Consider the following 25318-nt stretch of genomic DNA (forward strand, 5'->3'; position numbering starts at 1 on the left):
GATCTCATTTGTAGAGATGCAACTAATTGCATCTCTACAAACCGATTCTTTCTAATGCTGAGATTTACGGTAAAAGCGCACAAACAGCTTTTCCATTTCAATCCAAACAAACATCAGCGCACTGAAACCAAAGCAAATAGCAAGTTCCATCGGACTCAAAATCTGCGTGCCGAAGAAGTCTCTCAGGAAAGGAACATAAATCAACATTAGCTGCAAAATAGTAGTGACAATTACAGCTCCCCAAACAAAGAGATTAGTCATCGGGTTTAACTCAATAGTTAGTTGAGTATTAGAGCGAATCGCGATCGCGTGTCCCATCTGAGCTAAACAGAGAGTTGTAAACACCATCGTCTTCCAAGTGTCTCGATCGCCCGTATACTCAGGAGCGTGAGTATAGCTATAAGCCCAAGCCATCATCGCGATCGTGATAATTGCAAAAACAATCCCGATGCGAACCATATATAGACCTAACCCTCTGGCAAAAATACTTTCGCGGGGGCTGAAAGGAGGCCGCTTCATTACATTTGGCTCCGCTGGTTCCACTGCCAAAGCCAGAGCAGGAACGCCATCTGTAACTAAATTCATCCACAAAATTTGTAAAGGTGAGAGGGGAACTCCTCCCAAACCTATTAAAGGAGCGGCTGCAATTGTCAACACTTCGCCAATGTTGCTACCCAAAATGTACTTAATAAAGCGGCGGATATTGGTGTAAACAACTCGCCCTTCCTCAGCGGCGGCGACAATGGTGGCAAAGTTGTCATCGATCAGCACCATATCGCTAGCTTCCTTGCTGACATCGGTGCCGGTAATACCCATTGCAATACCGATATCTGCTTGCTTGAGGGCGGGAGCGTCGTTCACGCCGTCCCCTGTCATGGCGACAAATTTGCCTAAACTTTGCAAGGCTTTAACTATTCGCAGTTTGTGCTCTGGGGAGACACGGGCGTAGACGCTGACGCTGCTAACTAGCTCTTTGAGTTCTTCTTGACTGAGCCTTTCTAATTCTTGACCGGTGAGGACGCGATCGCCTGCTTGGGCAATTCCTAAATCGATCGCGATCGCCTTTGCCGTTAACTGGTGATCGCCTGTAATCATCACAGCGCGGATACCACCGTCGCGACACTTTGCCACTGCGTCCCTTACTTCTGGCCGAGGTGCGTCTAGCATACACACCAGCCCCAGCCAAACCATATCCGTCTCGCTGGTTTCTTCAGAACCTTCTGGGGGCAAGCTTTCCCAAGATTTATAAGCCAAACCAAGTACGCGCAGGCCGCGACTTGCCATGTCGTTATTTTGCTCTAGGATGCTGGTGCGAACTTCATCAGTGAGAAAATCGGCGCGATCGCCCGTGACAATAGATTTACAACGCTCCAAAATTAATTCTGGAGAGCCTTTGGTAAACATTAAATAATTTGCCTCTTCCTCATTTTCCAGAGGTACAGCCCATTTTCCTCCCTGTCCTGGCATTTCGCAAATAACGCTCATCCGCTTGCGTTCCGAGGAGAAGGGGAACTCTGCCACGCGAGGTAAAACTCTAGCTTGCTGTTCCCTGTAAATCCCGGCTTTTCCCGCCAAGGAAAGTAGAGCTCCTTCTGTGGGGTCGCCTAAAATTATCCATTCGCCATTTTCTTGCTGCAATACTGCATCATTACAGACTGCACAGGCGACAAGTATAGATTCGAGTTCGGGATATTCTTCTAAATTCTCAATTTTGTTGGAGGCGCTATCCATGAACTCGCCAATGGGGGCATAGCCTTCACCAGTCAGGGCCGCCCTGTAGCTGGCGGTATTGACTCCCTGAACTACCATCTTGTTTTGAGTCAGGGTGCCGGTTTTGTCGGAACAAATCGTGGTGACGGAACCTAAAGTTTCTACTGCTGGCAGTTTGCGGATTAGGGCGTTACGCTTGACCATCCGCCTAGTTCCTAGTGCCAGAGTGACTGTGACTACGGCTGAGAGACCTTCGGGAACGACGGCCACTGCCATACTTAGGGAGACTTCTAGCAGTTCTTCAAATTTACTGGTATCGAACCACAGCCCGCTGCCATCAAACTTAAGCATCCCGCCAATGACGACGATGGCAACTAAGCCCAGGGCTCCTGAGACTAGAACGTTTCCTAGCTGAGTCATCCGCTGTTGTAGGGGTGTTGGTTCGCTTTCTACGGACTGGAGAAGGGCGGCAATTTTACCCAGTTCCGTATCCATTGCGGTGCCAGTTACGATCGCTTTTGCTCTACCTTGGACTACTTCTGTGCCTTGAAAAATTAAGTTGATGCGATCGCCTAAAGATGTATCTTCTTTGAGTTCTACCCCAGCTTGTTTGGTGACAGGTACCGCTTCCCCTGTGAGGGCGGCTTCTCTAACTTGCAGGTTGGATGCTTCGATAAGACGGCCATCGGCTGCTACTTTTACCCCAGCTTCCAGCAGCATGATGTCTCCCGGTACGAGTTCTTTGGCGGTAATTTCCGAAATTTTGCGATCGCGCACTACTCGCACTAGGGGAGAAGCTAGGTTTTTGAGGGCAGCGAGGGCTTTTTCGGCACCGCTTTCTTGGAGATAGCCCAAGATACCGTTAAGGACGACTATGGCAAAAATTGCGATCGCGTCTTTGGGGAAACTGTTACTTCTGATGTCCAAAATAGCCGAAACTACAGCCACGCCCATCAGCATCAACAGCATAATGTTGGTGAACTGGTCGATAAAAATCGACAAAGGGCTACGCCCTGCTATCTCTTCGAGTTCGTTGGGGCCGTATTGCTGCAAGCGTTGTGACACCTCTTGAGCGCTCAGACCAGTGTCGGGGTCGCTGCTTAGCTGTTGCAGGGTTTTGTCAATTTCTAGGCTGTGCCAAGCTAACGGAGAATTTGAAGGCATAGTTTGAGGATGGGGCATTGGGCTTAAGGCATTGGGCTTGTGGGGTTTGTTGTGGGAGAAAAAAGGAAGCAGGAGGGAGAAGAAAAATTGCGTATTTCTCTCTCTCTGTGTCCGCTTACTTTCCTCCGGCTGAATAACTTTGACCCACCACTACATAAAAATTAGCAATTTTTTGGGGTTTTACCCAAGTAGTTGTGGTCAATCCTTTGAGTCCAAGGATTTTAACTCTTACACCGCAGCTTGACTACTGGCGGGAGTCTTGACCTTTCACTTGTAATCTTCCCTAATCGTGGCACTTTTGTAAACTAAAGTAAAGAAATTGGAATTTCGGGTGGTGATTAGTGTACGCAAAAACGACTCCAATCGCTACTATGAGCATTAGAATTAAAATATATTCGAGGCGCAATTTTATTCACTTTCTTTATTAGTGAAATATGTTTTGGCAGCGACTAATTTGTTGTCTTTTTCAATCTTTAATCGAGGTAAATTTTATGTATGACTATCAATTTTAAAGTAAAACAAAAGGCAGAGTTTATAAAACAGTGTCAACAAATTATTTTGTATTTTACACTCGCGATCGCATTAATGCAAGCTCGGTTATTTACCGTATAAATACTACTTTTTAGGGAGATAAATGCTATCTAACTAAACTCACAATCCCACCGCAAGCAAATGATTGATTTACTATTTGAGAGATGGGAAAGTAATCCCGTCCCCATTAATACCTGGGTTATTTGCATAATCGCTATCGTTGTCCTCGTGAACTTTGCTAACTTTGATGTTTGATAGTTAAGGAGTAAGATGCTCAGGGGAGAAAGGAATAGAATCAGGGGTTTCAGTAATTGAGAATCTCGTAACCACCTGGGCTACTGCTATAGCTAAGAGATTTACAAATGTCGATTACTGGAGAGATTGGCATTAAAACTGTGAGATAATTTTAGGGGCAGAACTATTTGTTATGATTACGAGGAACGGACTATTAGTTGTGAAAATTACTACTATCAATCCCTGAATGATACCAATATAACCAGTTAAGCATGAATGAGTAAACTTCCCGCTCGTTGGCGATCGAGTAGCTTTCGCTGGTATTTAGCAGAGCAGGAGAGCGGATGGTGAGGGAAAGCTTAGAAAGTAGCATTCACTGATATTTACTAGAGCCAGGGAGGAAATGGTTATGGAATGTTTGGATCGGCTATCTGGTACGAGACTATGGTCATGGTTCGGATAATAGCTTAAGCCCTAGTAGCCACTGAAGTTATTAACTAAAACATCGGCAGCGGCTAAAGGCATCACTACGAAATATTGGAATATTGTTGTAGTGCCCTTAGCCACTTCTTAAAATATAAGATTTTAATTTAGTTTACATTACTTAACAAAACAGCGAGTAAGGGGCATCGCCCGAGGGCGATCGCGCTTTAGTTCTTTCGTTGCCAATCTCTACTTTGCCCACTTAAGGTAGAGCTGAAGCTCCTAGACTGTTCAAGCTCTGCAAGCGCATCTATCAAAAGGAGTAAATTTTCCGGCTAAGTCCTACAACTTTTAATCTATGAAAAAAGATTAAATTCCGTAATAATTTGTAATAAACAAACGCTCGACATCATTGTATAAAGATTATCTGAAGGGTTAAGACAACAGGCGAACAGTTAATAAAAACACTGATTGACAAGGTTTGTTACCTCTCATAAACGGTGTAAAATTCTCTAAGGTTTCTTAAGAGCCCGTTGCCCGGCAAGAAAAAGCCAGAGCAGAGGCAAAGACAGAAACCAAGCCTGCCAGCCTAGTAGCTGGGGTCTGTATTCAACCTTTCCGGGCTCTCTAGCAGCCTGAATCGATTTTAACTGAACAGTTTTGTATCGTAATTAAGTCCAAAAGTAGGAGAGTTCGTTCATGAGTTTTGACGCATTCACCAAAGTGGTTTCCCAAGCTGACGCTCGCGGCGAATTCCTCGCCAACAGTCAATTGGATGCCCTGAGCAGCATGGTTGCAGATGGCAACAAGCGCATTGATGCAGTTAACCGGATCACCGGCAACGCTTCCAGCATCGTTGCTAACGCAGCTCGTTCTTTGTTCGCCGAACAGCCCCAATTGATCGCTCCTGGCGGTAATGCTTACACCCACCGTCGTATGGCAGCTTGCTTACGCGACATGGAAATCATCTTGCGTTATGTCACCTACGCAACTTTCGCAGGCGATGCCAGCATTTTAGACGATCGCTGCTTGAATGGTCTCCGCGAAACTTACCAAGCTCTGGGAGTTCCCGGTGGTTCTGTTGCAGCCGGTGTCCAAAAAATGAAGGAAGCAGCGATCGCGATCGTTAACGATACCAATGGCATCACTCGTGGTGATTGCAGCTCCTTGGTTTCTGAAATCGGTGGCTACTTCGACCGTGCTGCCTCTGCTGTAGGCTAAAAAGCCCTGTCGGTCATATCTGTAAGACGCGAGCGATCGCATCTGCACAAAACAAACTTGTTACGAACACCAAAGCAAAACACTAGGGAGATACCTCAACAATGAAAACCCCTTTGACTGAAGCAGTGACAGCCGCCGATTCTCAAGGCCGCTTCCTGAGCAGCACCGAACTCCAAGTAGCTTTCGGTCGCTTCCGCCAAGCCACCTCTGGCTTAGAAGCCGCCAAGTCCTTGAGCGCTAACGCTCAGCGCTTGACCGATGGTGCAGCTCAAGCAGTGTACAACAAATTCCCCTACACCACCCAAATGCAAGGGAATAACTACGCCTCTGATGCTCGTGGTAAAGCCAAGTGCGCCCGCGACATCGGCTACTACCTGCGCCAGATCACTTACTGCTTGGTTGCTGGTGGTACCGGCCCCATCGACGAATACCTGATTGCAGGACTCGACGAAATCAACCGCACATTCGAGTTGTCTCCTAGCTGGTACGTTGAAGCCCTCAAGTACATCAAAGCTAATCACGGTTTAAGTGGCGACGCTGCCTCTGAAGCTAACTCCTACATCGACTACGCAATCAACGCCCTGAGCTAGATCGCGCTCGTGATGCCCGGAAAGGTAAGCTGCTGTTAGCAAATAGGTTAGCGGTTGTTTACATTCCCGGGCATCTTCGGTTTTCAGTAGATGCTGCAAAGAGCAATAAACAAGTTTTCTGGTTGGAAGTTAATTAAGAGCAAACCGATAAAAAATTGACTGTATGCGGCAGTATCATAAGCATTTCCCTAGCTAAATCAGGGACACAGTTCTTTATCAGTTGCCCATTAACTGTTTCGCCGCCAACAGTTAAAAGTTAACGACCAACAACTGGCTGTAAGATTTTAGATTTTTAATTTTGGATGATTTTTTGGAACAAGCCCCTAGCTTTAGCAAGGGAAAAGTTTGCTTTTTCTGAAATTTTTAATCTCTCTATTTGTGTATTAGGGATAAATCCAAAATCTAAAATCTAAAATCCCAAATCGAAGAACGATATTGTGAATCACAGGAGGATTTGACGTGCCTATTACCGCTCAAGCATCGAGACTAGGAACATCAGCTTATAGCGATGCACCCAAGCTTGAATTGCGTCAAAATTGGACTAAAGAAGACGCACAAGTTGTGATTAAGGCTGTTTATCGTCAGCTACTGGGTAACGACTACGTGATGAAATCAGAGCGTCTAGTCGGTGCTGAGTCTTTGCTGTCTGATGGTAGCTTGACAGTACGGGAATTTGTCCGGGCTGTGGCGAAATCGGAACTGTACAAAACCAAGTTTTTCTACAACAGTTTCCAAACCCGGTTGATTGAACTTAACTACAAACATTTGCTAGGTCGCGCTCCCTACGACGAGTCGGAAGTGATCCATCATTTGAATTTGTACCAATCTCAAGGTTACGATGCTGATATTGATTCCTACATTGACTCCGTAGAGTATCAAGAAAACTTCGGTGAAGATATTGTGCCTTACTGCCGAGCCTTTGTCTTTCAACGAGGACAAAGATCTGTTGGGTTTACCCGCATATTCCGCTTATACCGGGGCTATGCTAATAGCGATCGCGCTCAATTAGAAGGTAACTCCTCTCGCCTAGCTGGAGAACTTGGTTCCAACACGGTGAGTGCGATTATTGGGCCCTCTGGCGGCAACGACGGCTGGGCTTATCGTCCTTCTAGTGCCAACGTTACTCCTAGCACTGGTTTAGGTGGCGCAGCAGCTTACGGCAAAGAAGGTCGTTTATACCGCCTTGAAGTGGCAGGTATTCGTGTTGGCGGATATCCCAGTGTGCGCCGCAGCAGCAGGGCTTTCGTCATACCTGGCGAAGCACTACTCAATGAAATGCAGAAAATTCATCGCCTTGGTGGCAGAATTGCCAGCGTTACTGCTATTTAGTTAACAGTTAACTGTTAAATGTTAACTGTTAAGCATTGGCAATTTGGTTGATAAATCTTCAAAAGTTGGAAGTCAAAAGCACAATGTTGAGTCAAAACGTAGCTGGAAAACCAAGCACTTCCTCGTCTAGCACTCGCTGCTTTCGCTATGAAGTGACTGGCTTGCGCCAAAATGAAAACACGGCTCAAAATGACTATCAGATTCGCTCTGGCAGTACATTGATCGTCGTGCCTTACAGCCGGATGAATCAGGAAATGGAACGGATTGCTCGCTTAGGTGGAACAATTGTTAGCATTCAACCATTGACAAATGGTGCCGCCGAAGCCGAGCAGAACTAACAGCTAATAGCTAATAACTAATTGCTAATAGCTAATTACTGATTGCTAGTTATGGAAATTAGCACTTGGGAATTAGTTGTTAGCAATTAACCATTTATAGCAGAAGTCAGAAGGAAAAGGCGATCTAAATTAATGGTTTCAGCAATTAAAAATATTCTCACCCTCTTGATGATTGCTAGATAAAGAATTATGGAGTATTCAGAAGCAGGTTTGCCACCGGAGATGAGTGGGGCCGAGTCTTTAACGGTAGATGTGGCGATCGCGAATTTGCGCCACCAAGATTATAGCCTTCGCTATTATGCCGCCTGGTGGATTGGTCGGTTTCGAGTTAAGGAACCAGAGGCAATTGCAGGTTTGATTGCAGCTTTGGAGGAAGAGTCAGAACTGACACTAGCGGGGGACTATTCCCTACAACGGAATGCAGCGCGCGCATTGGGAAAACTGGAAGATAAACAAGCGATACCGACGCTGATTAAATGTTTAGAATGCTCCGACTATTACGTGCGGGAAGCTGCGGTACAGGCATTAGAAATGCTAGGCGATCGCGCGGTCATTCCGGCACTGGTAAAACTGCTAGAAGGGGGTTTGGCTGCTGCGGTGCGAGTACCGGGAAAAGCTCATTTAGTGCAGCCTTACGATGGCATCATTGAAGCATTAGGAACCCTCCAAGCGCGATCGGCAACAGACTTAATTGCCCCATTTCTAGACCATCCTGTAGAACGGGTACAATACGCTGCTGCGCGAGCAATGTACCAGTTAACAGGTCAAGCAGTTTATGGCGATCGCTTAGTTCAAGCTTTAGAGGGCGGTGATTTGCAATTACGGCGATCGGCTTTAATGGATTTAGGAGCGATCGGTTATTTGCCCGGAGCTGTTGCGATCGCAGAAACTTTAGCAGAAAATAGCCTTAAACTGATTGCCCTTAAAGGAATATTAGAACATCACCTGAACCAAAAACCATCCCTCTGTTTATCTGATGAATCTGTCCAGGTAATGACCCTGATGGATAGTTTGCTCTAAATTTCCATAGGTAACACCGTCCTCTGGGCGGTATTTTAGTGCAACCGATGGCGGCGTTACTTCAAACCTGCGTAAGTCCGAAGAGAAATGGTATGAGTTCCTTTGGGCTATTAATTAAATTTTTGCGAACTTATTGAGAAATAAACTCAATAAGTTATAATCAATTTTAGGATTTTCCCTTGGTTTAGCCAGATACTTTCAGCTTGAAAGACGACTAGAAGGTTCCTAAAGACAGCTATTCAATAGGACTTACGCATTACGTAACGCCGCCATCGTGCGTAAGTCCTGTCCAAGTAACTGAGAGCCTGACTAAAGTCTAAAGTTTAGCAATAAAGGGGTAATCTTCTCTGCTAAAGCAGAGTATGGGCAATTTAAGCTTATTGAGAACAAGGAGCGAGCGTGATACAGTTTTTGAGTGTGGCAGTTTCAGGTAATAGTGGAACTCCAAGTTGGGAGTGGCTGCAAATAGCGATCGCGATCGCCTATTACGCGATTCCAACTATGTTGGTTTATTCCCTCTATAAAGGACGGGATATACCTTTCCAGTGGATGTTCCTAATATTTGGAGCATTTTTCGCCGCCTGCGGCACTGCCTATATCATCGATTTGTGGTATCTGTGGTTCCCCAACTCCTGGGTATCAGAATTCATGAAAGCGATGACGGCTTTTGTCTGTGGGAGTACAGTTTTGCTGTTGTTAACACTCATGCCCTTTGCACTAGCGCTTCCCTCTCCCGCAAAACTAGAGGCCGCCAACTTAGCACTGGAAAATGAAATCGAACAGCGGCGGCGAGCAGAATCAGCATTGGAGGAACTAGCACAGGTGTTGGAACTACGGGTTAAAGAACGAACAGCTTCGCTGTTACAAGCTAATGCTACCCTCACCGAAGAGATCCGCGATCGCACAAATGCCGAGCAAGCATTGCGACAATCCGAAGCGCAATTAATCGCTGAACACCAACACCTGCAACAGACCCTGCAAAAACTCAAACAAACTCAAGCTCAACTGGTTCATAGCGAAAAAATGTCCTCATTAGGGCAACTCACTGCTGGAATTGCTCATGAAATTAACAACCCAGTCAACTTCATCAAAGGCAATATCACCTACGCTAATAATTACTTCCGAGACTTGCTGAGACTGCTAGATGCCTACGCCCAGAACTATCCCAACCCCGTAGCAGAGGTTCAAGCTGTGGTAGAAGAAATTGACCTCGGTTTTCTGCTGGAAGACTTACCAAAATTGCTGTCCTCGATGGAAGTCGGAAGTGAACGCATCCGCCAGATTGTCCACTCCATGCGAAACTTCTCCCGTTTCGATCGAGCTGATATGAAACTCGTCGATCTTCACGAGGGCATAGAGAGCACCTTGCTGATATTACAACAGCGGCTCAAACCCAGTGGTAAAAATCCCGGCATTAAACTAATTAAAGAATATGGCACACTCCCTCTGGTAGAGTGTTGCGCTGGTCAATTAAATCAGGTATTTATGAATGTAATTAGCAATGGGATTGATGCTTTGGAAGAATTAATGGGTACTCAGTCGCAGATGCAGAAGGGGAAAGACAGTAGCAGTTACGAAGTACCTGCGATTCGGATTCGCACAGAAGTTGTAGAGGGCGATCGCGTCGCGGTACATATTGGTGATAATGGTCTGGGAATACCGACAGATATACGGCGTAAGTTATTCGACCCCTTCTTTACGACAAAGCAAGTGGGCAAAGGCACTGGTTTGGGTCTATCCATTAGCTACCAAATTGTGGTAGAAAAGCACAGCGGCCAATTAGAGTGTATTTCCCCCCCCGGACAGGGTACTGAATTCGTAATTTCGATTCCGATGCGGCAAAAATTATCGTCACAAGTCAAAGCGATCGATAGCCAAGTAGCTGTCAATATTTAACTACAAAAATGGTAATAGAATTAATTCGTGCAGTTGAAAAAGCAGATTCAGCCGATAGCTTATTAAATGCAGTTAAAGCTTTAGCTGCAACTGGTTCAGAGGAGGCAATTCCTACTTTAATTACAGTTCTCGGCTATAACAACCCCGGTGCCGCAGTTGCAGCCGTTGACGGGCTAATTCAAGTGGGAGAACCCGCCGTACTCCCCTTGCTAGAACAGCTTGACGGCTATAATTACGGTGCTAGAGCTTGGGCAATTCGCGCCTTAGCGGGAGTTGGAGATCCACGCGGTTTAGAGATTTTAGTAGATGCAGCCATTAATGATTTTGCTCTCAGCGTGCGTCGCGCGGCCACTAAGGGTTTGGGGACGATTTGCTGGCAACAATTGCCACCAGAAAGGGTGACAGAATCTCAATTAATAGCTTGCAAAACCCTGCTACAAGCGTCTCAAGACCCGGAGTGGGTGGTTCGCTATGCAGCAGTGGGAGGCTTGCAAGCTTTGGCTGCGGCGACAGTGCAGCCTAATTGGTTAGCTGAGGTTTTAGCTCGGTTTGAGGAAATAATCAAGACAGATGAAACTTTGGCAGTTCGGGCTCGTGCAATGTTAGCTAATCAACAATTGCTAATTGCTAATTGCTAATTGCTAATGGCTAATTGCTGATTGCTAATTAAGAGCAGTACGTAACAATTAAAAACTGCTATTTGGGAAGGATTAGTTGAAAATTTTTAACTTTTTCACCCCTTGAGTAAGGCTTGCGCGATCGCATTTTCTAAGTCGCCTTGACTCAGAGTTGTTAATATAAATACCTCTTGTACAGTTTTACCCTGTCTGGCGATTAGTTTAAATCCGCCGCGAATGGGTACTGATACTCTTAATGTTAAGCGGGGAATATGGCCTCTAACATGGCCGATGACGGCTGGAGTGACTGTTTGAATGCCGTTTAGATAGGTGAGGCGCTCTAGGATGGGGATTAAACCGGGGATGTGGGTGGAATGGTTCCAAACTAGGCGGCCTTTAGATGAAGAGTTCATGATATTTTAACCAAAATCAACATACCCAGTCTAGTCCACTATTCTGTTGACAAGGTTAGATGCTGGTGTTTTTATGGGATAGATAGGTTGGTTTTGGTCGTAAGGAGGGTTTGTGCTGGGGGAACCGGTTGCTCTGATGCAGGAGCACGCGGAGGTTTTGCGGTGAGTGGAAAGTTTTCAATGGGGCGATCGCACAGCTACAATCGGGTCTATAATTGATCTAGAAGCATATCATATTCTACGCGAGCACCAACCCAGAATATGATTACATTTATAAAAGCAAAGGATATTGTGACTAGCTCTTTCCCTGACAATAGCGATCGACAAATATTATCCGGGATGAAAGCTGCACGTAAGATTGTTACGCGGGGATTTTTACCGACTGATATGGTTGAATGAGAATTTCAGCGGGAATCCCTAGTTCTTGATTCAACTTCCGAATCATATCTAATGTTAATGGATGTTTCCGAGATAAAACCTCAGACACATTAGCCTGACTACCGAGACAAGACTCTAAATCGCGATGAGAGTATCCGCGAGTTTCCATGTAATAATAAATCGCTTCAATGGGATCGGGAATTGCGATCGGAATGTGTTTTTTTTCGTAGGCTTCTACTAAAGTGCTGAGAACATCTAATCGATCGTACTCTGGAGTGTTTGCGGCTGCATTAAATAGTAACTCGATCTCTTTAAGGGCTTCCTGATAGTCCGTTTCATTTCTAATTGGGCGCAATTCCATATATTCACCTCTGTTTAGACTATTTCTGCATCTGGATGAGATTCCCAGAAGTCTCGTAGGGTGCTGCGGGATAAAATACGCATAGCTTCTATAATAACGCGATCGCATCTTGCTCACTAGAAGGTAAAGTTTTCAATCGGGCGAGCGCACGTTCAAGTAACTTTAACCATGTGCATCACTCACCATTTTTCCACGGATGCAAAGATGCGCGTAACTTTTCAAGCTCATCATCCTGAAAGCACTTGGAAAAAGAACGATCTTTGTGGGCATTTGGATGTGGAAGGAAAGCAAAAAATCTTTCATGGCTCCCTATCTTTATTGCCTCAGACACTGAGATTTTTTCAGGAATATTGAATTGACTTTGAATTGCTTTCCTTGCACGTTCTCCCAGCACCACAATTACTTTTGCCCCGGCCAGTTCTAAAGTTCTCAACAAATAGGCTTTAACACATTTATTTTGCGCTCGTTCTACGCCAATTTCCTTATGGGATTTACAATGCACTATTTCGGTAAGTGCATAATCAATTCCTGGAAGCACATCCCGTTCAAATAACTCCATAGCACGTTGCCGGACTGCTGCCCAGAACTTAACAGCATGGCTATATGTCCCGTCCATTAGTAAGGATTTCGTACCATTTACGATCCATTCCTTGCGTCCCCCTCCAAAACGATAACTGAAGTAATCTTCCATATCATCGTCTGACCAAGACCAATTTGGGTAGTTTTCACCAGCGCCAATTGATGGATTTGAACTCAGAAAAAGAATAGGAGCTTTCTCTATATGTCCACTCCAAGGCTCAGGTACTTGAAAATCGTCTAAATTGAGCGACTTTTGATAATTAACAATTTCGCTACATGGATGTTCAGCAGCAGGATTTTCTCGACAGAACCGTGCATGGGGGCAATGAGCAATTTCATGTAGCAGAGTTATCTCAGGCATTTTAAATGTTGGATTGCTGAATGTTTCAATTATTTGCGGCTTTTCCAATACCCAGGCTCTCGACTGCAATGCGTTACTGCGAGAATCAAAATGTACTACATAGTATTGCACAGCTTCAGAATATTCAGCAAGTGCTTCAGGATGAAATACATATTTCATGGATCGAGCAACAGCCTCACTTGAGCTAAGGCTTCATCCCCCGGAATTGCTTGGACAGCACCGCTTCGGATCTCGTTACGTCGTCTATGAGCCTCAGTTGTCCAAGCGGCCTGAATCATTGGGTCGATATCGAATTCTAAACTTTCTGCGAGTTTTTCTGCCAAAAGTGCTCTTGATTCTCTAGGCAAAGATAAAAGCTCTTCTGTTAGTTGTTCAATTGACCGCATAGCTCTTCGCCAAATCCTTAATTACGATCGTAATGTAACAGATTTTAGACCAATAGAAGGTCATTGAGCTGGGGTTAATTTGCTTTGCGATAGTTCTGAGCCTGTGATATGGAGTAGATTGTATACGCGATATCGAGTATGCCAATCGCGATCAGTGCAATTCCTACTCGTTTTAAAATGATGCGATAGTTGTACATTTGTTTTAAAAAGATCGCAGCGATCGCTTCCAATCTGATTTAAGTCTTGGCGGTAGCTTTATGCAAGCTAGATATCTTCCTCTGTAATCCCAGCATCCTTGAGAATAGCTCTTAACGTTCCAGTAGGTAAGTCTCGATTGCTATGCACAGGAATAGAGAGAATAACTGCAATATCGTCTTTTCCGTAGATATGGTGGCTACCAGTGATTCTTTTTAGTTCCCAACCATGTTGCTCAACAATTTTGCAAAGTGCTTTGCCAGAAACAGATTTCATAGAGATAACTCAATTAACTGTTTTTCGGGGGCAAGTTCCTTTTGTTGACTAGCGACTTCAAGCCAACCCTGAACAGCATCTTCGAGCATCTCTAACAACTGTTCATAGCTCTCCCCCCAGGTGTGACAACCTGGAAGGGCTGGAACTGAACCGCACCATACACCATCTTCTTGCCAAATAATTACCTTGATTTTCATACCCAATCTCTAATAGCTATCTGCTAATGATTTTAACGCACAATTTTATTTTTTTCAATCTGGCGATCGCATCTTGCTGGTGTCTATTGCCCCTCCTGAATACTTTGTCCTTTTAAGTAATTCATATAGTTTTTCAACAGAATCAATACTTTTTAATGCTTTTGATGTTAGTAGCCTAATTATTACAGCGCGTGACACTTCAAGCATAGTTTGATGGTCTGATTCACTTATGTTTTTGTTTCCTGAATGGACAATTGCCGATCTCAAACTGTAGAGTTTTTTAACCTTCGATTCGATTTCCATCCTTTCCTCAATAGATTCACCCAATATAAGAGCCGCACCCTCTGATATTTGATTAAGAATAGATGGAGTGATAATTGTATTCTCATTATATGTGAAAATTATTTCTAGTGCAATTGCGGATTTTAGAAAAGCACTCTGCGGTGATAGTTCTGCAATTGATTGGCCTATCCATTCAATAGCTAAAATAATTCTTTTCTGAAATTTATTTAGATTATTTGTGCTAGCCAAGTCCCAAACATATTTATAGCCTGCTTCATTGCTTATAATATAGGGGTTATCTAATGGTAATAGCTCTATAGCTCCATGATTACTTGATCGCGTAGACGGTAGACCATCTTCAGAGAATATGTATGCGCGTCGATTACGCCAGCCTTGATAATTTAAAATCCCAACCTCAAAGCGAGATGTTGGATATCCTATAACATAACGAAGAACTAACTCAAACCGCTCAAACTGCCGATCTGCAATTTCAACAGCTTTTTCAAAATGTCTAGCTTTCGCTTTCCACTCAATCAAATATTCTGGGGTATCCTGAAGCCAAATATATTGAGGCTTTAATTCTGTCTTTGACTCAATAGCCTCTTTATGAGACTGAAAGTCATATACCGCATATTCCCCTAGCAGTAATGGGGAACTTGGATTGCTAAGAGTTATCCCATATATGTCTCTAAATACTGAAAATATTTTTTTCTCTTCTGATTTTAACTGATCGCAAAATGAAGTCACATCGTGTTGCTTAGCCGAGTTACCATGCAGAATTAAATCACGAAAATAGTTGATAAGCAAATCTTGATATTTCTCTAACGTATAAGTGCTTTCTATTTCGGCATCTGAGCTGAATGCTCTCGCTATTGCTTCACAATACTTGAAATTATTTTGGTCTACGAAGTTAATGGCATCATCACCCAACCCAAAGCTATGACGTGAAACATCACGCCCGAAGTAATCTCCGCCGATTTCAGCCAATCCTATAATTTCGTTTACAGTATCAAGAAGATTCATAAGTATCCTTATAAATATAATTGCTAATCGTATAGCAGATACGCTACAATAATCATACAAGAATAAAATACCGCAATTTGCTCATGTATGTCAACCCCTTCTTACTCCCCGTCGGCATCTCTTTTTCTCAATCGATTTCGGCGCACAATCTGACTTAAATATCTTACTTACCGCACTGAAAGAAGTTACCTAATAAATCCTCCCAATCCGCGATCGCTATGCTCTAATTAATAAAGCATCTGTCCTTTCACCATCGGATAGACATGACCCAAAGCCTCAACCCCACAACATTACCCCCCGCCTTTCCCGATCATACTCAACTACCTGACTCCGACGGCACGTTTGTGAAAAACTTCCAAGAACATCCCCAGAGTATCCTACTCACTGATTCCCTGGAAACCACATTGCAAACCCTCCACCCCGACGGACAATATGCGATCGGGCAAGATTGTGGCATTTACTGGCGCGAAACCGAGCCTCCAGAACGCGGAGCCGAAGCCCCTGACTGGTTCTACATTCCCAACGTTCCACCCCTGTTAGATGGCGAAATTCGCCGCTCTTATGTGTTGTGGCGCGAGTATATTGTGCCATTAATTGCTATCGAATTTGCGAGTGGAAATGGAGCTGAAGAACGAGATAATACTCCCTTATCTCGCTTACCCGAAGGTATCAACCAGAAACCAGGAAAGTTTTGGGTATATGAGCAAATTATTCGGATTCCTTACTATGCAATTTACATCATTAAAACGAGTGAATTGGAAGTTTATAATTGGGTAAATACTCGCTATCGCCGCTTGCAACCAAACGAGCGCGGACATTACCCGATCGAGCTGATGGGAGTAGAGTTAGGAGTGTGGGAAGGTAACTATCAAAATCAGCATCAGCGATGGTTACGTTGGTGGGATAATGAGGGGAATTTGTTGCTAACTGGTAGCGAACAGGCTAGACTCGAACGCCTCAATACTGAACAGGAACGCCAACGTGCCGATCGCGCGGAGCAAACTCAACGGGATGCTATTCCCCAACTTCTGGCAATGGGTTTAACTGTAGAGCAAGTAGCTCAAGCGCTGTCGCTGTCAGTGGAAGATGTGCAGAGATTGGGGTAAAGTGCGATCGCATTGAACTCACGTTAACTTAGGTTTAGGGAGTTAAGCTATCATCTAATGGGCTACCTGATTTAGCAAAATAAATCCCAGATAATACTACTAAAAACGTTAAACCGTTTAAGAAATTTAATTGTTCAGCAAAAATTGCCCAGGCTAAGACTGCTGCAATGACAGGTTCCAGCAACATAATTAGAGAGACAAAGCTAGATGAAAATTGTTTCAGGCTATAAAATAATGCCCCACCTCCAATTAAGTTGCACAAAAGTCCTAAACCAATAACAGATAACCATCCAGAAAGAGAAGCTGGCAATAATCTATCTTCAAATATCAGTGCACATGGCAACAGTAATAGGCAGCTAAAAATACTGTTCCATATTAAAATTGTAGTTGTCCCAAATTTAACTCGTAGCTGCTCTGTTACCAAAAGTACAGCAGCGTAGAAAAGGGCAGATAGTAATGCAACACTGTCTCCTATTAATGTATCTCCCTCGATATGAAAATCTTGAAAACCAATGATGAAAGTTCCTCCTAGCGCTATGATTGTACCTATTAAAAAGCGACGATTAAAACATTGGCTTAACAGTAACCACCCACCCAAAAAGGCAAATATAGGAGTTGTGTTATGGAGTAGATTAGAGTGAGCAACACTTGTTTTTGTCAGAGACCAAGCCCAAGTTACCAAGCAAGCTGAGTCGAAGCTAGCAATTAGGAATAAGTAGAAAAAATCCTTGGCAGTATAAACTTCTTTCGCAGTAGTAGGTGGCGAATCGCTCCGCTTATCCCAAAGTATTCTAATACCATTTCCCAAGATTAAAGCTAGGCTAGTAATCCAAAAACGATTAAATATTGTTGCGTAAGGGCCTAACTCATTTTCAGTTATGCGAGTCAGGATTGGTGAAAAGGATAGGGTAATAACAGCAACCACTAAGGAGAGAATTGCCCAAATGGGAGATTTTTCAGTTGACACTATGAGCTTCCTTAATAGTCATTAAATAATGTTGTTACTTGATATTGTATAAGCAAGGTATTGATTTTGTCCGATCGCTGCTGTAGGTCGCGAAACCTCTGGTTCTTCTACCTGACTCCTTTTTCATTCAGAGTTTAGGGATGAATAGTTTGTGAAGCTAGCTTTTGAGGTAATCTGCAATAAACTCTCCATATTTCTTCTTAGCTTCAGCGGGAAGAAAAGAAAAGCCACGAAGTCTTCCTCGGCAATTCGAGGAATTACACAAGCATTGAGGAACAGCAATAGAAATGTACTCCGTTGTCTCATAATCCCAGGTGATTTCTTCTCCTTCAGAGAGATCAACTAAAGCTATAAAATTATATCCTCCGAACTGATTATTTTTAATGCCAGTATTAGGGTGACAGGAGTGATTAATTAATCTGGCAGGAATATCCATTTCTATGTGTAAATTAAAGTTCATTTGGAAAGAGTGAATGGTTCTCTCTTTCAGAACTTCAACCCGTCGTCCAATAACAACGACTTCTCCTTTTTTAAAATTCCGAGTGGCAAAAACACTATTTCCTTTGTTAGTTTGTTTAACAAAAATACCTGCGTGAGTTTTTGCGATCATTATAATTCTTGCAAAACTTTTAAACTGCTTTAAATTAACGCTCGGTTTACAAATCCCCCAAAATTTTGACCTTAGTTTTTACCACTAGGGTTAGAGATTAGCAGAACGCGATCGCACTGTCAACTGTATCATATATGACCAAATACAAGTAAAGTATTTAAAATTTGCCAATTTAGTCAAACTCTTCCGTTTGGTCTGCTGCCATGCGTCTGCAAGGTGTTCAGTCATCGCCTCGACTGTAAGCTTAGCCAACAGATTCGGGGAACGCGCAAAGGACTCATCCCAGCCACACCGATCTTCAAGTTCTTCTAAGATAGGACTTACGCATAGAGTCCCAGAAACCGGGTTTTTGAGATTATCTGTGGATCAGGGCAAAGTATTTTCGTAAAAAACCCGGTTTCTTTGGTTGGTTGCGTAAGTCCTGTAATATCATCGTTGCGATTCTTTCTACTACTCATCACTTAACTGTCGAAGCTTATCTCGAAAATAGCAAAAGCTGGGGGACAAGTTATTTTCTACGTCCATAAAAGGGGGAATCTTTTTAGCCCAATTACTCTTTTCTAAACCAATTGCCTGCCCACCTTGTTTAGACAAATTTTGGGAACCACCAGAAAACACTGCGTCGGCTAACTTTTCCCACGTACCACATATACTATCATTTTTATATGAATTTATGACAGTTTCCTTTACTTTTGGATAAGCTGCCTTTACTGCTGCAAAATCACCTAGATACCATGCTTCTCCTTCCTCAATTGCAATGCAAAATTGCGTCTTTGGCTTAGAATTATACTTATCTACAATGTCAAGTAATTCTTTACGAAAGGTACTGAGACATCGATCGTCAAGATCGCAGATCACAATCAAGACAGCAGGAGAATTTGAAGGATATTGAGAGAATGTTTTGCCGTAACCTTCAACAAGTCGCGGAAGTTGATCGAGCAAAATTCTTTTTTTTGCCTCTGAAGCAGATTTTAAGTCTTTAGGAATCCGCCCAATTCCTTTATAGGAAATGATCTTAAATGTATGTTGTTCGGTGTCAATGATTTTGGGTACAAGTATTTCAAGAGCAGCTTTTCCAGAAACATCCTCAACAAGTATTTCAAAGTGCATTTATTCACCTTTTATCCAAGTAGTCACTGTACCACAGTCCACCAAGAGGTAAGCCTTCAGAAACCAGGTTATTAATGAGAGGATCTTCACTAGATCGTCTGATTGTCGAAAAACCATCATCGCCCTTTTCAAGTACCCAAACCTCATCAGGTTCAAGAGCATCTACAAAATAGGGTTGATGTGTTGTGACAAATATTTGCGATCCACTTTTTAGACCTGTAGCGTGTTCTCTAAATTCTCGCGCCAGGGTTTCTAAAAGTTTATGGTAAAGTCCATTTTCTGGTTCTTCAATGCACAAAAATGGCGGTGGTGAAGGGTCTTCTAAAAGTAAGAGATAGGCAAATACTTTCAGTGTTCCGTCTGACATTTGTTGAGCATAAAACGGGTCTTGAAAACCTCGATCGTTGAACCGAAGCAGGAGTCTACCATCTGAACTTCTTTCGGTGCTAATCTTTTCCACGCCTGGGATCTTGCTAGAGATTTTTTGTAGGATTAATTCAAAATTTTGGGGATGCTCTCTTTCCATAAACTGAACTACATTTCCCAGATTATCTCCATGAATATTCAGATGTTTTTGTGGCCCAGCCAGAGGTAAACTCCGCGCAGCATCCGGTGTAAAGTAGCTGAGATACCATCCTTCAATAAATCTACGAAATGCGGAAATTCTTGGGTGTTGTTTGAGCGCTCCCAAAGTTGCAATTCCCAGTTTTCGCTTGTCATCAAGTTCAACTAACTCAGTTTCTTTACTTTCCTCTGATGTTTCACCGCTCTCTATTTTTTCTATTAAAGTAATTAAATTAAATTCTCCTTTGTCTTCATCAACTTCCTTACCTCCCTCTTCACCCTTCCATGCTACACCCTGACCTTCATTTAAAATCAAAAAATAAAAGAGTCGTCCTCTGGTTTGCCCTTTTCTCGCTTGTCTAAGTCTCTCTCGTTTTACATAAGGTCTTCCATAATCGTCAATATCTATTGCCAACTCATAGGTAATTGGTCGAGTGTTACGATCCTCTTTATAGTAAATATGAAACTCAATACTACCATCTTGTCCTTGGGATCTAATTCTATTGAAACCTCCACGTCCACGCAAATCACAAGCCTCCTCAACGCCTACTTTTAAGCAGTCTGCAAGAAAGCCAAAAGTATCGAAAAGTGTGCTTTTACCAACACCATTCTTACCGATAACTGCTGTCATAGGAGTTAGTGGCTTTGTCTTCTGTGTATTCGACAGTTTTCCCATAGTAATATCACGCAGGGAGCGGTAATTTATTACTCTAAATCCTTCTATTTTTGCCATGTGAGTTCTTCTGCTCAATTAAGACTGTTATAAGTTACTCTAACCAGATCGCAATGATTTTAAAGTGAAGTTAAATAACTCCAGGCTAAAGCCAACAAAACAGCCACGATCGCGCCAATTAAAGTATTGAAAATATTCACCACTTCATTCGTTAACCAGTCAAACTTAGATTGCAACGTCGCACCAATTACACTCTCTACATTAGTAGCAACAAAAGCAGCGATTACACAAAATACTAATCCTGTCAAGTCAATTAAATTAACCGCCCAGCCAAGAAGTGCGATCGCCACTGAAGCCACAACTCCCGCCAATGTACCCTCTAAACTTACCGCCCCCTCAGTACCTCTGGGTACGGGTTGCAGCGTAGTAATCAGAAATGTCCGCTTACCGTAAGCTTTACCGATTTCACTAGCGCAGGTGTCGGAAAGCTTAGTGCTAAAACTAGCCACGTAGCCCAACATTAATAGGGCAATAACCCCCTTAAAATCCCCTGCGTAAGAGGGGGGCAAGATACCGACGATAAACACGCCCAAGGCGCAAAAAGCAGCGATCAGAGCAGAACCCCAGACATTCTCCGGCCCTCTAGCGCCGGAACGCTTTTCCGCAATGCCTTCGGCTTCTTTTTGGGCTAAACCAACGCGAGTAACCGCCGAACCCACTAGAAAATAGAACATTACCACTACATAGCCTTGCCAGCCCAAACAGCCCCAGATGAGTACGCCCAACAGCCAAGCGTGAAATAACCCTGCGGGAGTGAGTAACTTTTTGGGCGAGAGGTTAGCGATCGCGAGTAAAACTGTATTTAGTGCGATCGCTACCACCCAAGGATTGAATAACAATGAATAATTAAAGAGGAATTCAGAGTTCTGCATTTTGACGAATCCACCTAATTATGAACCAAGTTATCTTTCATCTTGCCTTCCCTGTTACCGATATTGCCCAGACAAAAGCCTTTTACAGGGATGGCTTGGGCTGCGAAATCGGTCGCGAAAGCCCTAATTCCTTAATTTTAAGTCTTTGCGGTCATCAAATCGTCGCCCACATCAGCCACGAACCGCTAACGCCGCAACGCGGTATCTATCCCAGACACTTTGGGCTAGTTTTTACCTCTGAGGCCGATTGGGAAGCTTTGTTAGAGCGATCGCAACAAAAGGGATTACAATTTTATCAAGAAGCTAAAAGGCGATTTGTGGGTTTACCTACAGAACATCGCACTTTCTTTTTAATAGATCCCTTTCACAACATACTAGAGTTTAAATATTACCGCGAAACTGAGGCGATTTTTGGTCATAGCGAATATGCCCAGGTTGGGGATGCGGTTTAATTGGTGCTGCCAATGCTTCAGCAACCGCCTCTAAACTCTTGCTGTGTCTGACCATATTGCCATGAGCAAAAATCGGTAATTTTAACTCTTTACCTACTGGTATTTGCGAGCTAGTAGCTGGAACAATGATGAAATCCCAATCAGTCCAGATTGAGGTAAAATTTATCTGTTCGAGCATAGAAATATCTCGATTTAAGTCTTCAATAAAAGCACTTTTGGGGCGCATCTGTACGCAGCCTTTTCCCCAAAGACTGTAGGCCATCCAAGTGCCGTTATGAGGGGCAGAGATAGCGATAAACCTCTGTACTCGGTTAATTCCACCTAATCGCTGTACATAATAGCGGCTGACTAAACCACCCATGCTTAAGCCAACTAGATCGAATTTCTGTTCTAAGCCAAAGGTTCGATCTGCATAATCTGCTACTCTGCCCGCTAATTCATCAAGGCCGACATTGCCGTAATTAGGAGTGAGATTTAAGCTATATACCTGCCAACCTAAGTTGGTTAAATAAGCAGATATTCTCCGAAAAACCGTTGAGTTTACGAAGAGTCCGTGAATTAGTAGCACTGGGTTGCGGTCATGGTTGCTGTTCATTTTTCAATTGATTAATAGGTAAACCTATATAACAGTTAACAGTTAACTATTAACAATTTTTTGAATTTTCAACTCCTTAATTGGGGCTTCAAGTTCTTGGACTATTGCTTGTAAGACCTTGGGATCGCTCTTCATCAAAGAGTGCAGCAAAACGTTGTATTTAATCTCTTTACCTATAGGCATTTGGGAACTTTGAGCGGGGATAATCATGCCATCAAAAGGAGTCCAGATTGATGTAAAATTGATGTCTTGCAGCATGGCAGCATCATAATTCAAATCCCGCAAAAAACTACTAGCAGGACGCATTTGCACGTACCCAGGTAGCCCGCGAGAGTAAGCGGTTTGGGTTCCGTAGTGAGGGGAAGAAATGGTGATGAAGCGTTGTACGCGGTCAATTCCACCTAACCGCTGCACGTAGTAGCGGCTGACTATGCCGCCCATGCTGAAACCGATTAAATCTAAAGGCTGTTTTGGCTTAAAGGTGGTGTTAATGAATTCTGCGAGTTGCTGGGCGAGGAATTCAAGACCCAGGCTGCCGTCGTTGGGGGTTAAATCGAGGCTGTAGACTTGCCAACCCCGCTGGCTCAAGTATGCTGTCATCTGGTTAAAAATGGCGCTTGTGTCCCAGATGCCGTGAATGAGTATCACTGGGTTGCGATCGCTTAAACTATCCATCTTGTTTTTATCATTGTTTCCTCATTCAAGCTTATACCTTCGCCAGAGTCGCTCACAGACACTGTGGGACACCTTATTAATCGGCTCAAAGTCGTAATTAGAAAGTAGCTGCGATCGAGGTAGAATAATTTAGTTATCTAGAACGGCAGAACGGCGGCGTTACGTAAGTATCGAAATTAAATGAAAATTAAGCGCTAATTCTGAGATAATTTGTTAACAAGTGCAAAGAAGCTCTGCACTTGCTGCCTGCAAGCTACTCACGCTAAGCATCAATACTTACTAAGGCTTTTATGTAAAGTTTGATGAATAAATATAGACAAAAGTTGCAATAGCTCTTAGTCTGACTTGGTTGTAAAGCTTGTAGACATTTCTCTAAAAAAAACAAGGAGTAAATGTAATGTTCGGATTTATCAAAAATTTGTTTGGTGGCATTTTTGGTTTTTTGGCTAGACTCTTAGGCATTAAGAAGTCTGAGTATTTCTTAGAATTGGACAAGGCCCCAGAAAACGGTTCAGCGAAAACTGAGTCCCCTTCAGCTAAGAAGCCTGAGCCTGTTGCTGCTCAGTCGTTGGTAGCAGTAGCGGCACCTCCAAAATCTGCAAAGTCGCAGAAAAAGGAACCTGTTGCGGCTAAACCTCAGAAGGCCGAACCTGCACCGAAGCCTGCTGTTGCTGTGACTAATGGTAAGGTTCCAGCTCAGGCTGCATCAACGATAACTTTTGCTCCCGATTATTTAATGCCAATACCGACGACAAACCGCAGGCTTCCCGGCCCCAACATGAACAATTTTCGAGATATGGCTCGCGGGATGAAAACCTCTAGGTAAGAGAGTTTTGAATTTTGAATTTTGAGTTTTGAGTTTTGAGTTTTGGGTTGTTAGTCAATTCAAAACTCAAAACTTTTATAAAAGGATATTAAGAAGGAAATTTATTAAGAATCTCAGTCTCTTTAGACCTGAGACTATCAAGTATCTTGACCTTGACTTTTGAGAAAAACTAGCACGCTGTACAATTGAAAAGCTGCATCCCAAGCACTTTCGGATTTGCGCTCAATGTCAATGTGGGATTTAAGTCGGCTTAACATTTGGGTGTAATTTAAAGCTGTCTCTGCAAAGGGAGTAAATTCAGACCAGAGGTTGACGGATAGCTGCTGATTGAAGGTTTCTACTAAGTTGTTCCAGTTGATTCTGGCAGTATTTTGGGAGTTTTGAGTTTTGATCTCTGACTCTTTTATTTTTTCGGCTGTAATGCCTTTTTGAAATTGATAGGTTTGGTCGCATAGCCGCAATATGCACTGTCTGCTGGGTAGGTGCAAGTCACAAATTTGGGCATAGTCTTGGGTGATTTCTTTATGGCGGAATTTTTCACTGCGTCGGTGAGGAGAGTAGTCCATGACTTCGATAAACAGGGGCAATAGTCCCTCGACGCGCTGGCTCACTTCTGACCAGTTGAATGTGAGAGAGCCAAGCTGGTCGAGTTCGTTTTTGCATACGGCGGTGGGTTGGGGAGAAAGGGACTGGAAATATTGGACTCGAAAGACTTGAATTTTTTGGATGTCGGCGAAGGTTGCCCAGAAGACGGGAATGCCTGCGCTGAGTAGTTCTTCTCCATAAACCCGCAATTCTCCAACTGTACCTGTTTTGTATAACCGCCAGCCGCGACTTTGGATTTGCGTCCGGGCAGTATAGGGGTCAATTTTGAGAATTCTACTTATATTTTGGATAGCGGCGGGTTTATTTTCTGGGCTGACGGGTTCTAGGATTAAGAGTCCAGGTTCGGCGTTGCGTGGGTCATTTTTAGAGAGTGCGATCGCATCTTTTCGTCGATTTTGTTCTATGGTTTCGAGCCGTTGGATGGCCTGACGGGTTTGAGCGACTATTTTAGGGCTAGTAGTGTCCCGTAGCAGTTGCCGATAAATTTTTTCGGCGGATTCTAGTTTGTTGGTAAGTTCGTAGTAGCGTGCAATGTAGAACTTCACCCAGGGGTTTTCGGGAGAGTCTTTCTGTAGCTGTTTAAGCAATTGGGCCGCTTTTCGGTAGTCTTTGCCATCCAGGGCGGAGGCAACCTGATTAATGTCATTCATGGGGTTGGAGGAAAGGTCTTCTGATTAT

Annotated in this window: 28 protein-coding genes; 10 read left to right on the forward strand and 18 right to left on the reverse strand. The window is 43.5% G+C overall.

Annotated features, from left to right (window positions below; genetic code table 11):
* Positions 1–51 precede the first annotated feature (51 nt).
* Positions 52–2892, reverse strand: a complete 2841-nt coding sequence (locus PN499_RS08050; RefSeq protein WP_272031245.1) for a cation-translocating P-type ATPase — start codon at positions 2890–2892, stop codon at positions 52–54.
* Positions 2893–3853: 961 nt separating this feature from the next.
* A complete protein-coding gene (locus tag PN499_RS08055) occupies positions 3854–4012 on the reverse strand; it encodes a hypothetical protein (protein ID WP_272031246.1) in 159 nt (52 codons plus the stop codon).
* Between the two features lie 749 nt (positions 4013–4761).
* Between PN499_RS08055 and PN499_RS08060 the strand changes: the two genes are divergently transcribed.
* From PN499_RS08060 to PN499_RS08090, 7 genes are all read left to right on the forward strand, one after another.
* Entirely contained in the window at positions 4762–5283 is a 522-nt protein-coding gene (locus PN499_RS08060; protein WP_007355326.1) for a phycocyanin subunit beta, read from the forward strand.
* Between the two features lie 101 nt (positions 5284–5384).
* Positions 5385–5873: a phycocyanin subunit alpha gene (cpcA, locus tag PN499_RS08065; RefSeq protein ID WP_007355327.1), complete on the forward strand. Its 489-nt coding sequence runs from the start codon at positions 5385–5387 to the stop codon at positions 5871–5873.
* 459 nt (positions 5874–6332) lie between these two features.
* The gene (locus PN499_RS08070) at positions 6333–7202 is read left to right on the forward strand and encodes a phycobilisome linker polypeptide (RefSeq protein WP_007355328.1); all 870 of its coding nucleotides are present in this window, start codon (positions 6333–6335) and stop codon (positions 7200–7202) included.
* Between the two features lie 83 nt (positions 7203–7285).
* Complete coding sequence (locus tag PN499_RS08075) at positions 7286–7540, forward strand: phycobilisome linker polypeptide (RefSeq protein ID WP_272031249.1); 255 nt, start codon at positions 7286–7288, stop codon at positions 7538–7540.
* 189 nt (positions 7541–7729) lie between these two features.
* On the forward strand, positions 7730–8560 hold the full coding sequence (locus PN499_RS08080) for a HEAT repeat domain-containing protein (protein WP_272031251.1): 831 nt from the start codon (positions 7730–7732) through the stop codon (positions 8558–8560).
* A 399-nt stretch (positions 8561–8959) separates the two neighbouring features.
* Positions 8960–10456, forward strand: coding sequence for a sensor histidine kinase (locus PN499_RS08085; RefSeq protein ID WP_272031253.1), 1497 nt, complete (start codon positions 8960–8962; stop codon positions 10454–10456).
* A gap of 8 nt (positions 10457–10464) precedes the next feature.
* Positions 10465–11094, forward strand: coding sequence for a HEAT repeat domain-containing protein (locus PN499_RS08090; RefSeq protein WP_272031254.1), 630 nt, complete (start codon positions 10465–10467; stop codon positions 11092–11094).
* A gap of 95 nt (positions 11095–11189) precedes the next feature.
* On the opposite strand, the gene PN499_RS08095 is transcribed toward PN499_RS08090, so the two are convergent.
* The 7 genes from PN499_RS08095 to PN499_RS08125 form a co-directional block, all read right to left on the reverse strand.
* Positions 11190–11486, reverse strand: coding sequence for a DUF2103 domain-containing protein (locus PN499_RS08095; RefSeq protein WP_272031256.1), 297 nt, complete (start codon positions 11484–11486; stop codon positions 11190–11192).
* A 361-nt stretch (positions 11487–11847) separates the two neighbouring features.
* Positions 11848–12225 carry a helix-turn-helix domain-containing protein gene (locus PN499_RS08100; RefSeq protein ID WP_272031258.1) on the reverse strand — a complete coding sequence of 126 codons (378 nt, stop codon included), beginning with the start codon at positions 12223–12225 and terminating at the stop codon, positions 11848–11850.
* 175 nt (positions 12226–12400) lie between these two features.
* Positions 12401–13324 carry a hypothetical protein gene (locus tag PN499_RS08105; RefSeq protein WP_272031260.1) on the reverse strand — a complete coding sequence of 308 codons (924 nt, stop codon included), beginning with the start codon at positions 13322–13324 and terminating at the stop codon, positions 12401–12403.
* Positions 13321–13551, reverse strand: a complete 231-nt coding sequence (locus tag PN499_RS08110) for an addiction module protein (RefSeq protein WP_272031261.1) — start codon at positions 13549–13551, stop codon at positions 13321–13323. The genes PN499_RS08105 and PN499_RS08110 overlap by 4 nt, the downstream gene beginning before the upstream one ends.
* Before the next feature lie 264 nt (positions 13552–13815).
* Positions 13816–14022 (reverse strand): type II toxin-antitoxin system HicA family toxin, encoded by a 207-nt coding sequence (locus tag PN499_RS08115; protein ID WP_272031262.1) that lies wholly within the window; start codon positions 14020–14022, stop codon positions 13816–13818.
* Positions 14019–14219: a type II toxin-antitoxin system HicB family antitoxin gene (locus PN499_RS08120; RefSeq protein WP_272031264.1), complete on the reverse strand. Its 201-nt coding sequence runs from the start codon at positions 14217–14219 to the stop codon at positions 14019–14021. Before PN499_RS08120 ends, PN499_RS08115 begins: the two co-directional genes overlap by 4 nt.
* A gap of 54 nt (positions 14220–14273) precedes the next feature.
* Positions 14274–15524, reverse strand: a complete 1251-nt coding sequence (locus PN499_RS08125; protein WP_272031266.1) for a HEPN domain-containing protein — start codon at positions 15522–15524, stop codon at positions 14274–14276.
* A gap of 263 nt (positions 15525–15787) precedes the next feature.
* Between PN499_RS08125 and PN499_RS08130 the strand changes: the two genes are divergently transcribed.
* On the forward strand, positions 15788–16630 hold the full coding sequence (locus PN499_RS08130) for a Uma2 family endonuclease (protein WP_272031268.1): 843 nt from the start codon (positions 15788–15790) through the stop codon (positions 16628–16630).
* Between the two features lie 34 nt (positions 16631–16664).
* On the opposite strand, the gene PN499_RS08135 is transcribed toward PN499_RS08130, so the two are convergent.
* The 6 genes from PN499_RS08135 to PN499_RS08160 form a co-directional block, all read right to left on the reverse strand.
* On the reverse strand, positions 16665–17597 hold the full coding sequence (locus PN499_RS08135; protein WP_272031270.1) for a DMT family transporter: 933 nt from the start codon (positions 17595–17597) through the stop codon (positions 16665–16667).
* Positions 17598–17754: 157 nt separating this feature from the next.
* Entirely contained in the window at positions 17755–18207 is a 453-nt protein-coding gene (locus tag PN499_RS08140) for an SET domain-containing protein (RefSeq protein ID WP_272031272.1), read from the reverse strand.
* Between the two features lie 90 nt (positions 18208–18297).
* Positions 18298–18435: a hypothetical protein gene (locus tag PN499_RS08145; protein ID WP_272031274.1), complete on the reverse strand. Its 138-nt coding sequence runs from the start codon at positions 18433–18435 to the stop codon at positions 18298–18300.
* A 222-nt stretch (positions 18436–18657) separates the two neighbouring features.
* Complete coding sequence (locus PN499_RS08150; RefSeq protein ID WP_272031276.1) at positions 18658–19317, reverse strand: DUF4276 family protein; 660 nt, start codon at positions 19315–19317, stop codon at positions 18658–18660.
* Between the two features lie 4 nt (positions 19318–19321).
* The gene (locus PN499_RS08155) at positions 19322–20614 is read right to left on the reverse strand and encodes an AAA family ATPase (RefSeq protein ID WP_272031277.1); all 1293 of its coding nucleotides are present in this window, start codon (positions 20612–20614) and stop codon (positions 19322–19324) included.
* Between the two features lie 59 nt (positions 20615–20673).
* Complete coding sequence (locus PN499_RS08160) at positions 20674–21486, reverse strand: TIGR00297 family protein (protein ID WP_272031279.1); 813 nt, start codon at positions 21484–21486, stop codon at positions 20674–20676.
* 20 nt (positions 21487–21506) lie between these two features.
* Here PN499_RS08160 and PN499_RS08165 point away from each other — a divergent pair, with 20 nt between their 5' ends.
* Complete coding sequence (locus PN499_RS08165) at positions 21507–21938, forward strand: VOC family protein (protein WP_007355810.1); 432 nt, start codon at positions 21507–21509, stop codon at positions 21936–21938.
* Here PN499_RS08165 and PN499_RS08170 read toward each other — a convergent pair.
* A complete protein-coding gene (locus PN499_RS08170; RefSeq protein WP_272031281.1) occupies positions 21868–22533 on the reverse strand; it encodes an esterase/lipase family protein in 666 nt (221 codons plus the stop codon). The two genes, PN499_RS08165 and PN499_RS08170, sit on opposite strands and share 71 nt — an antisense overlap.
* 42 nt (positions 22534–22575) lie before the next feature.
* Complete coding sequence (locus PN499_RS08175) at positions 22576–23208, reverse strand: esterase/lipase family protein (RefSeq protein ID WP_272031283.1); 633 nt, start codon at positions 23206–23208, stop codon at positions 22576–22578.
* Between the two features lie 397 nt (positions 23209–23605).
* Between PN499_RS08175 and PN499_RS08180 the strand changes: the two genes are divergently transcribed.
* Positions 23606–24034, forward strand: a complete 429-nt coding sequence (locus PN499_RS08180; RefSeq protein ID WP_272031285.1) for a hypothetical protein — start codon at positions 23606–23608, stop codon at positions 24032–24034.
* 137 nt (positions 24035–24171) lie between these two features.
* Here the strand turns inward: PN499_RS08180 and PN499_RS08185 are convergent, their stop codons facing one another.
* Positions 24172–25290: a tetratricopeptide repeat protein gene (locus tag PN499_RS08185; RefSeq protein WP_272031286.1), complete on the reverse strand. Its 1119-nt coding sequence runs from the start codon at positions 25288–25290 to the stop codon at positions 24172–24174.
* Positions 25291–25318 lie beyond the last annotated feature (28 nt).

This window comes from Kamptonema animale CS-326, from assembly GCF_028330895.1.
GTDB classification, from domain to species: domain Bacteria; phylum Cyanobacteriota; class Cyanobacteriia; order Cyanobacteriales; family Microcoleaceae; genus Kamptonema; species Kamptonema formosum.

Bases quoted from the DNA above. Each gene is read 5' to 3' on its own strand.
- PN499_RS08175 (WP_272031283.1), bottom strand. From the start codon at position 23,208: ATGGATAGTTTAAGCGATCGCAACCCAGTGATACTCATTCACGGCATC.
- PN499_RS08080 (WP_272031251.1), top strand. From the start codon at position 7,730: ATGGAGTATTCAGAAGCAGGTTTGCCACCGGAGATGAGTGGGGCCGAG.
- PN499_RS08120 (WP_272031264.1), bottom strand. From the start codon at position 14,219: ATGAAAATCAAGGTAATTATTTGGCAAGAAGATGGTGTATGGTGCGGT.
- PN499_RS08180 (WP_272031285.1), top strand. From the start codon at position 23,606: ATGTTCGGATTTATCAAAAATTTGTTTGGTGGCATTTTTGGTTTTTTG.
- PN499_RS08145 (WP_272031274.1), bottom strand. From the start codon at position 18,435: ATGACTGAACACCTTGCAGACGCATGGCAGCAGACCAAACGGAAGAGT.
- PN499_RS08130 (WP_272031268.1), top strand. From the start codon at position 15,788: ATGACCCAAAGCCTCAACCCCACAACATTACCCCCCGCCTTTCCCGAT.
- PN499_RS08170 (WP_272031281.1), bottom strand. From the start codon at position 22,533: ATGAACAGCAACCATGACCGCAACCCAGTGCTACTAATTCACGGACTC.
- PN499_RS08115 (WP_272031262.1), bottom strand. From the start codon at position 14,022: ATGAAATCTGTTTCTGGCAAAGCACTTTGCAAAATTGTTGAGCAACAT.
- PN499_RS08095 (WP_272031256.1), bottom strand. From the start codon at position 11,486: ATGAACTCTTCATCTAAAGGCCGCCTAGTTTGGAACCATTCCACCCAC.
- PN499_RS08060 (WP_007355326.1), top strand. From the start codon at position 4,762: ATGAGTTTTGACGCATTCACCAAAGTGGTTTCCCAAGCTGACGCTCGC.
- PN499_RS08165 (WP_007355810.1), top strand. From the start codon at position 21,507: ATGAACCAAGTTATCTTTCATCTTGCCTTCCCTGTTACCGATATTGCC.
- PN499_RS08150 (WP_272031276.1), bottom strand. From the start codon at position 19,317: ATGCACTTTGAAATACTTGTTGAGGATGTTTCTGGAAAAGCTGCTCTT.
- PN499_RS08075 (WP_272031249.1), top strand. From the start codon at position 7,286: ATGTTGAGTCAAAACGTAGCTGGAAAACCAAGCACTTCCTCGTCTAGC.
- PN499_RS08050 (WP_272031245.1), bottom strand. From the start codon at position 2,892: ATGCCCCATCCTCAAACTATGCCTTCAAATTCTCCGTTAGCTTGGCAC.
- PN499_RS08110 (WP_272031261.1), bottom strand. From the start codon at position 13,551: ATGCGGTCAATTGAACAACTAACAGAAGAGCTTTTATCTTTGCCTAGA.
- PN499_RS08105 (WP_272031260.1), bottom strand. From the start codon at position 13,324: ATGAAATATGTATTTCATCCTGAAGCACTTGCTGAATATTCTGAAGCT.
- PN499_RS08125 (WP_272031266.1), bottom strand. From the start codon at position 15,524: ATGAATCTTCTTGATACTGTAAACGAAATTATAGGATTGGCTGAAATC.
- PN499_RS08185 (WP_272031286.1), bottom strand. From the start codon at position 25,290: ATGAATGACATTAATCAGGTTGCCTCCGCCCTGGATGGCAAAGACTAC.
- cpcA (WP_007355327.1), top strand. From the start codon at position 5,385: ATGAAAACCCCTTTGACTGAAGCAGTGACAGCCGCCGATTCTCAAGGC.
- PN499_RS08055 (WP_272031246.1), bottom strand. From the start codon at position 4,012: ATGCTACTTTCTAAGCTTTCCCTCACCATCCGCTCTCCTGCTCTGCTA.
- PN499_RS08090 (WP_272031254.1), top strand. From the start codon at position 10,465: ATGGTAATAGAATTAATTCGTGCAGTTGAAAAAGCAGATTCAGCCGAT.
- PN499_RS08100 (WP_272031258.1), bottom strand. From the start codon at position 12,225: ATGGAATTGCGCCCAATTAGAAATGAAACGGACTATCAGGAAGCCCTT.
- PN499_RS08155 (WP_272031277.1), bottom strand. From the start codon at position 20,614: ATGGCAAAAATAGAAGGATTTAGAGTAATAAATTACCGCTCCCTGCGT.
- PN499_RS08160 (WP_272031279.1), bottom strand. From the start codon at position 21,486: ATGCAGAACTCTGAATTCCTCTTTAATTATTCATTGTTATTCAATCCT.
- PN499_RS08140 (WP_272031272.1), bottom strand. From the start codon at position 18,207: ATGATCGCAAAAACTCACGCAGGTATTTTTGTTAAACAAACTAACAAA.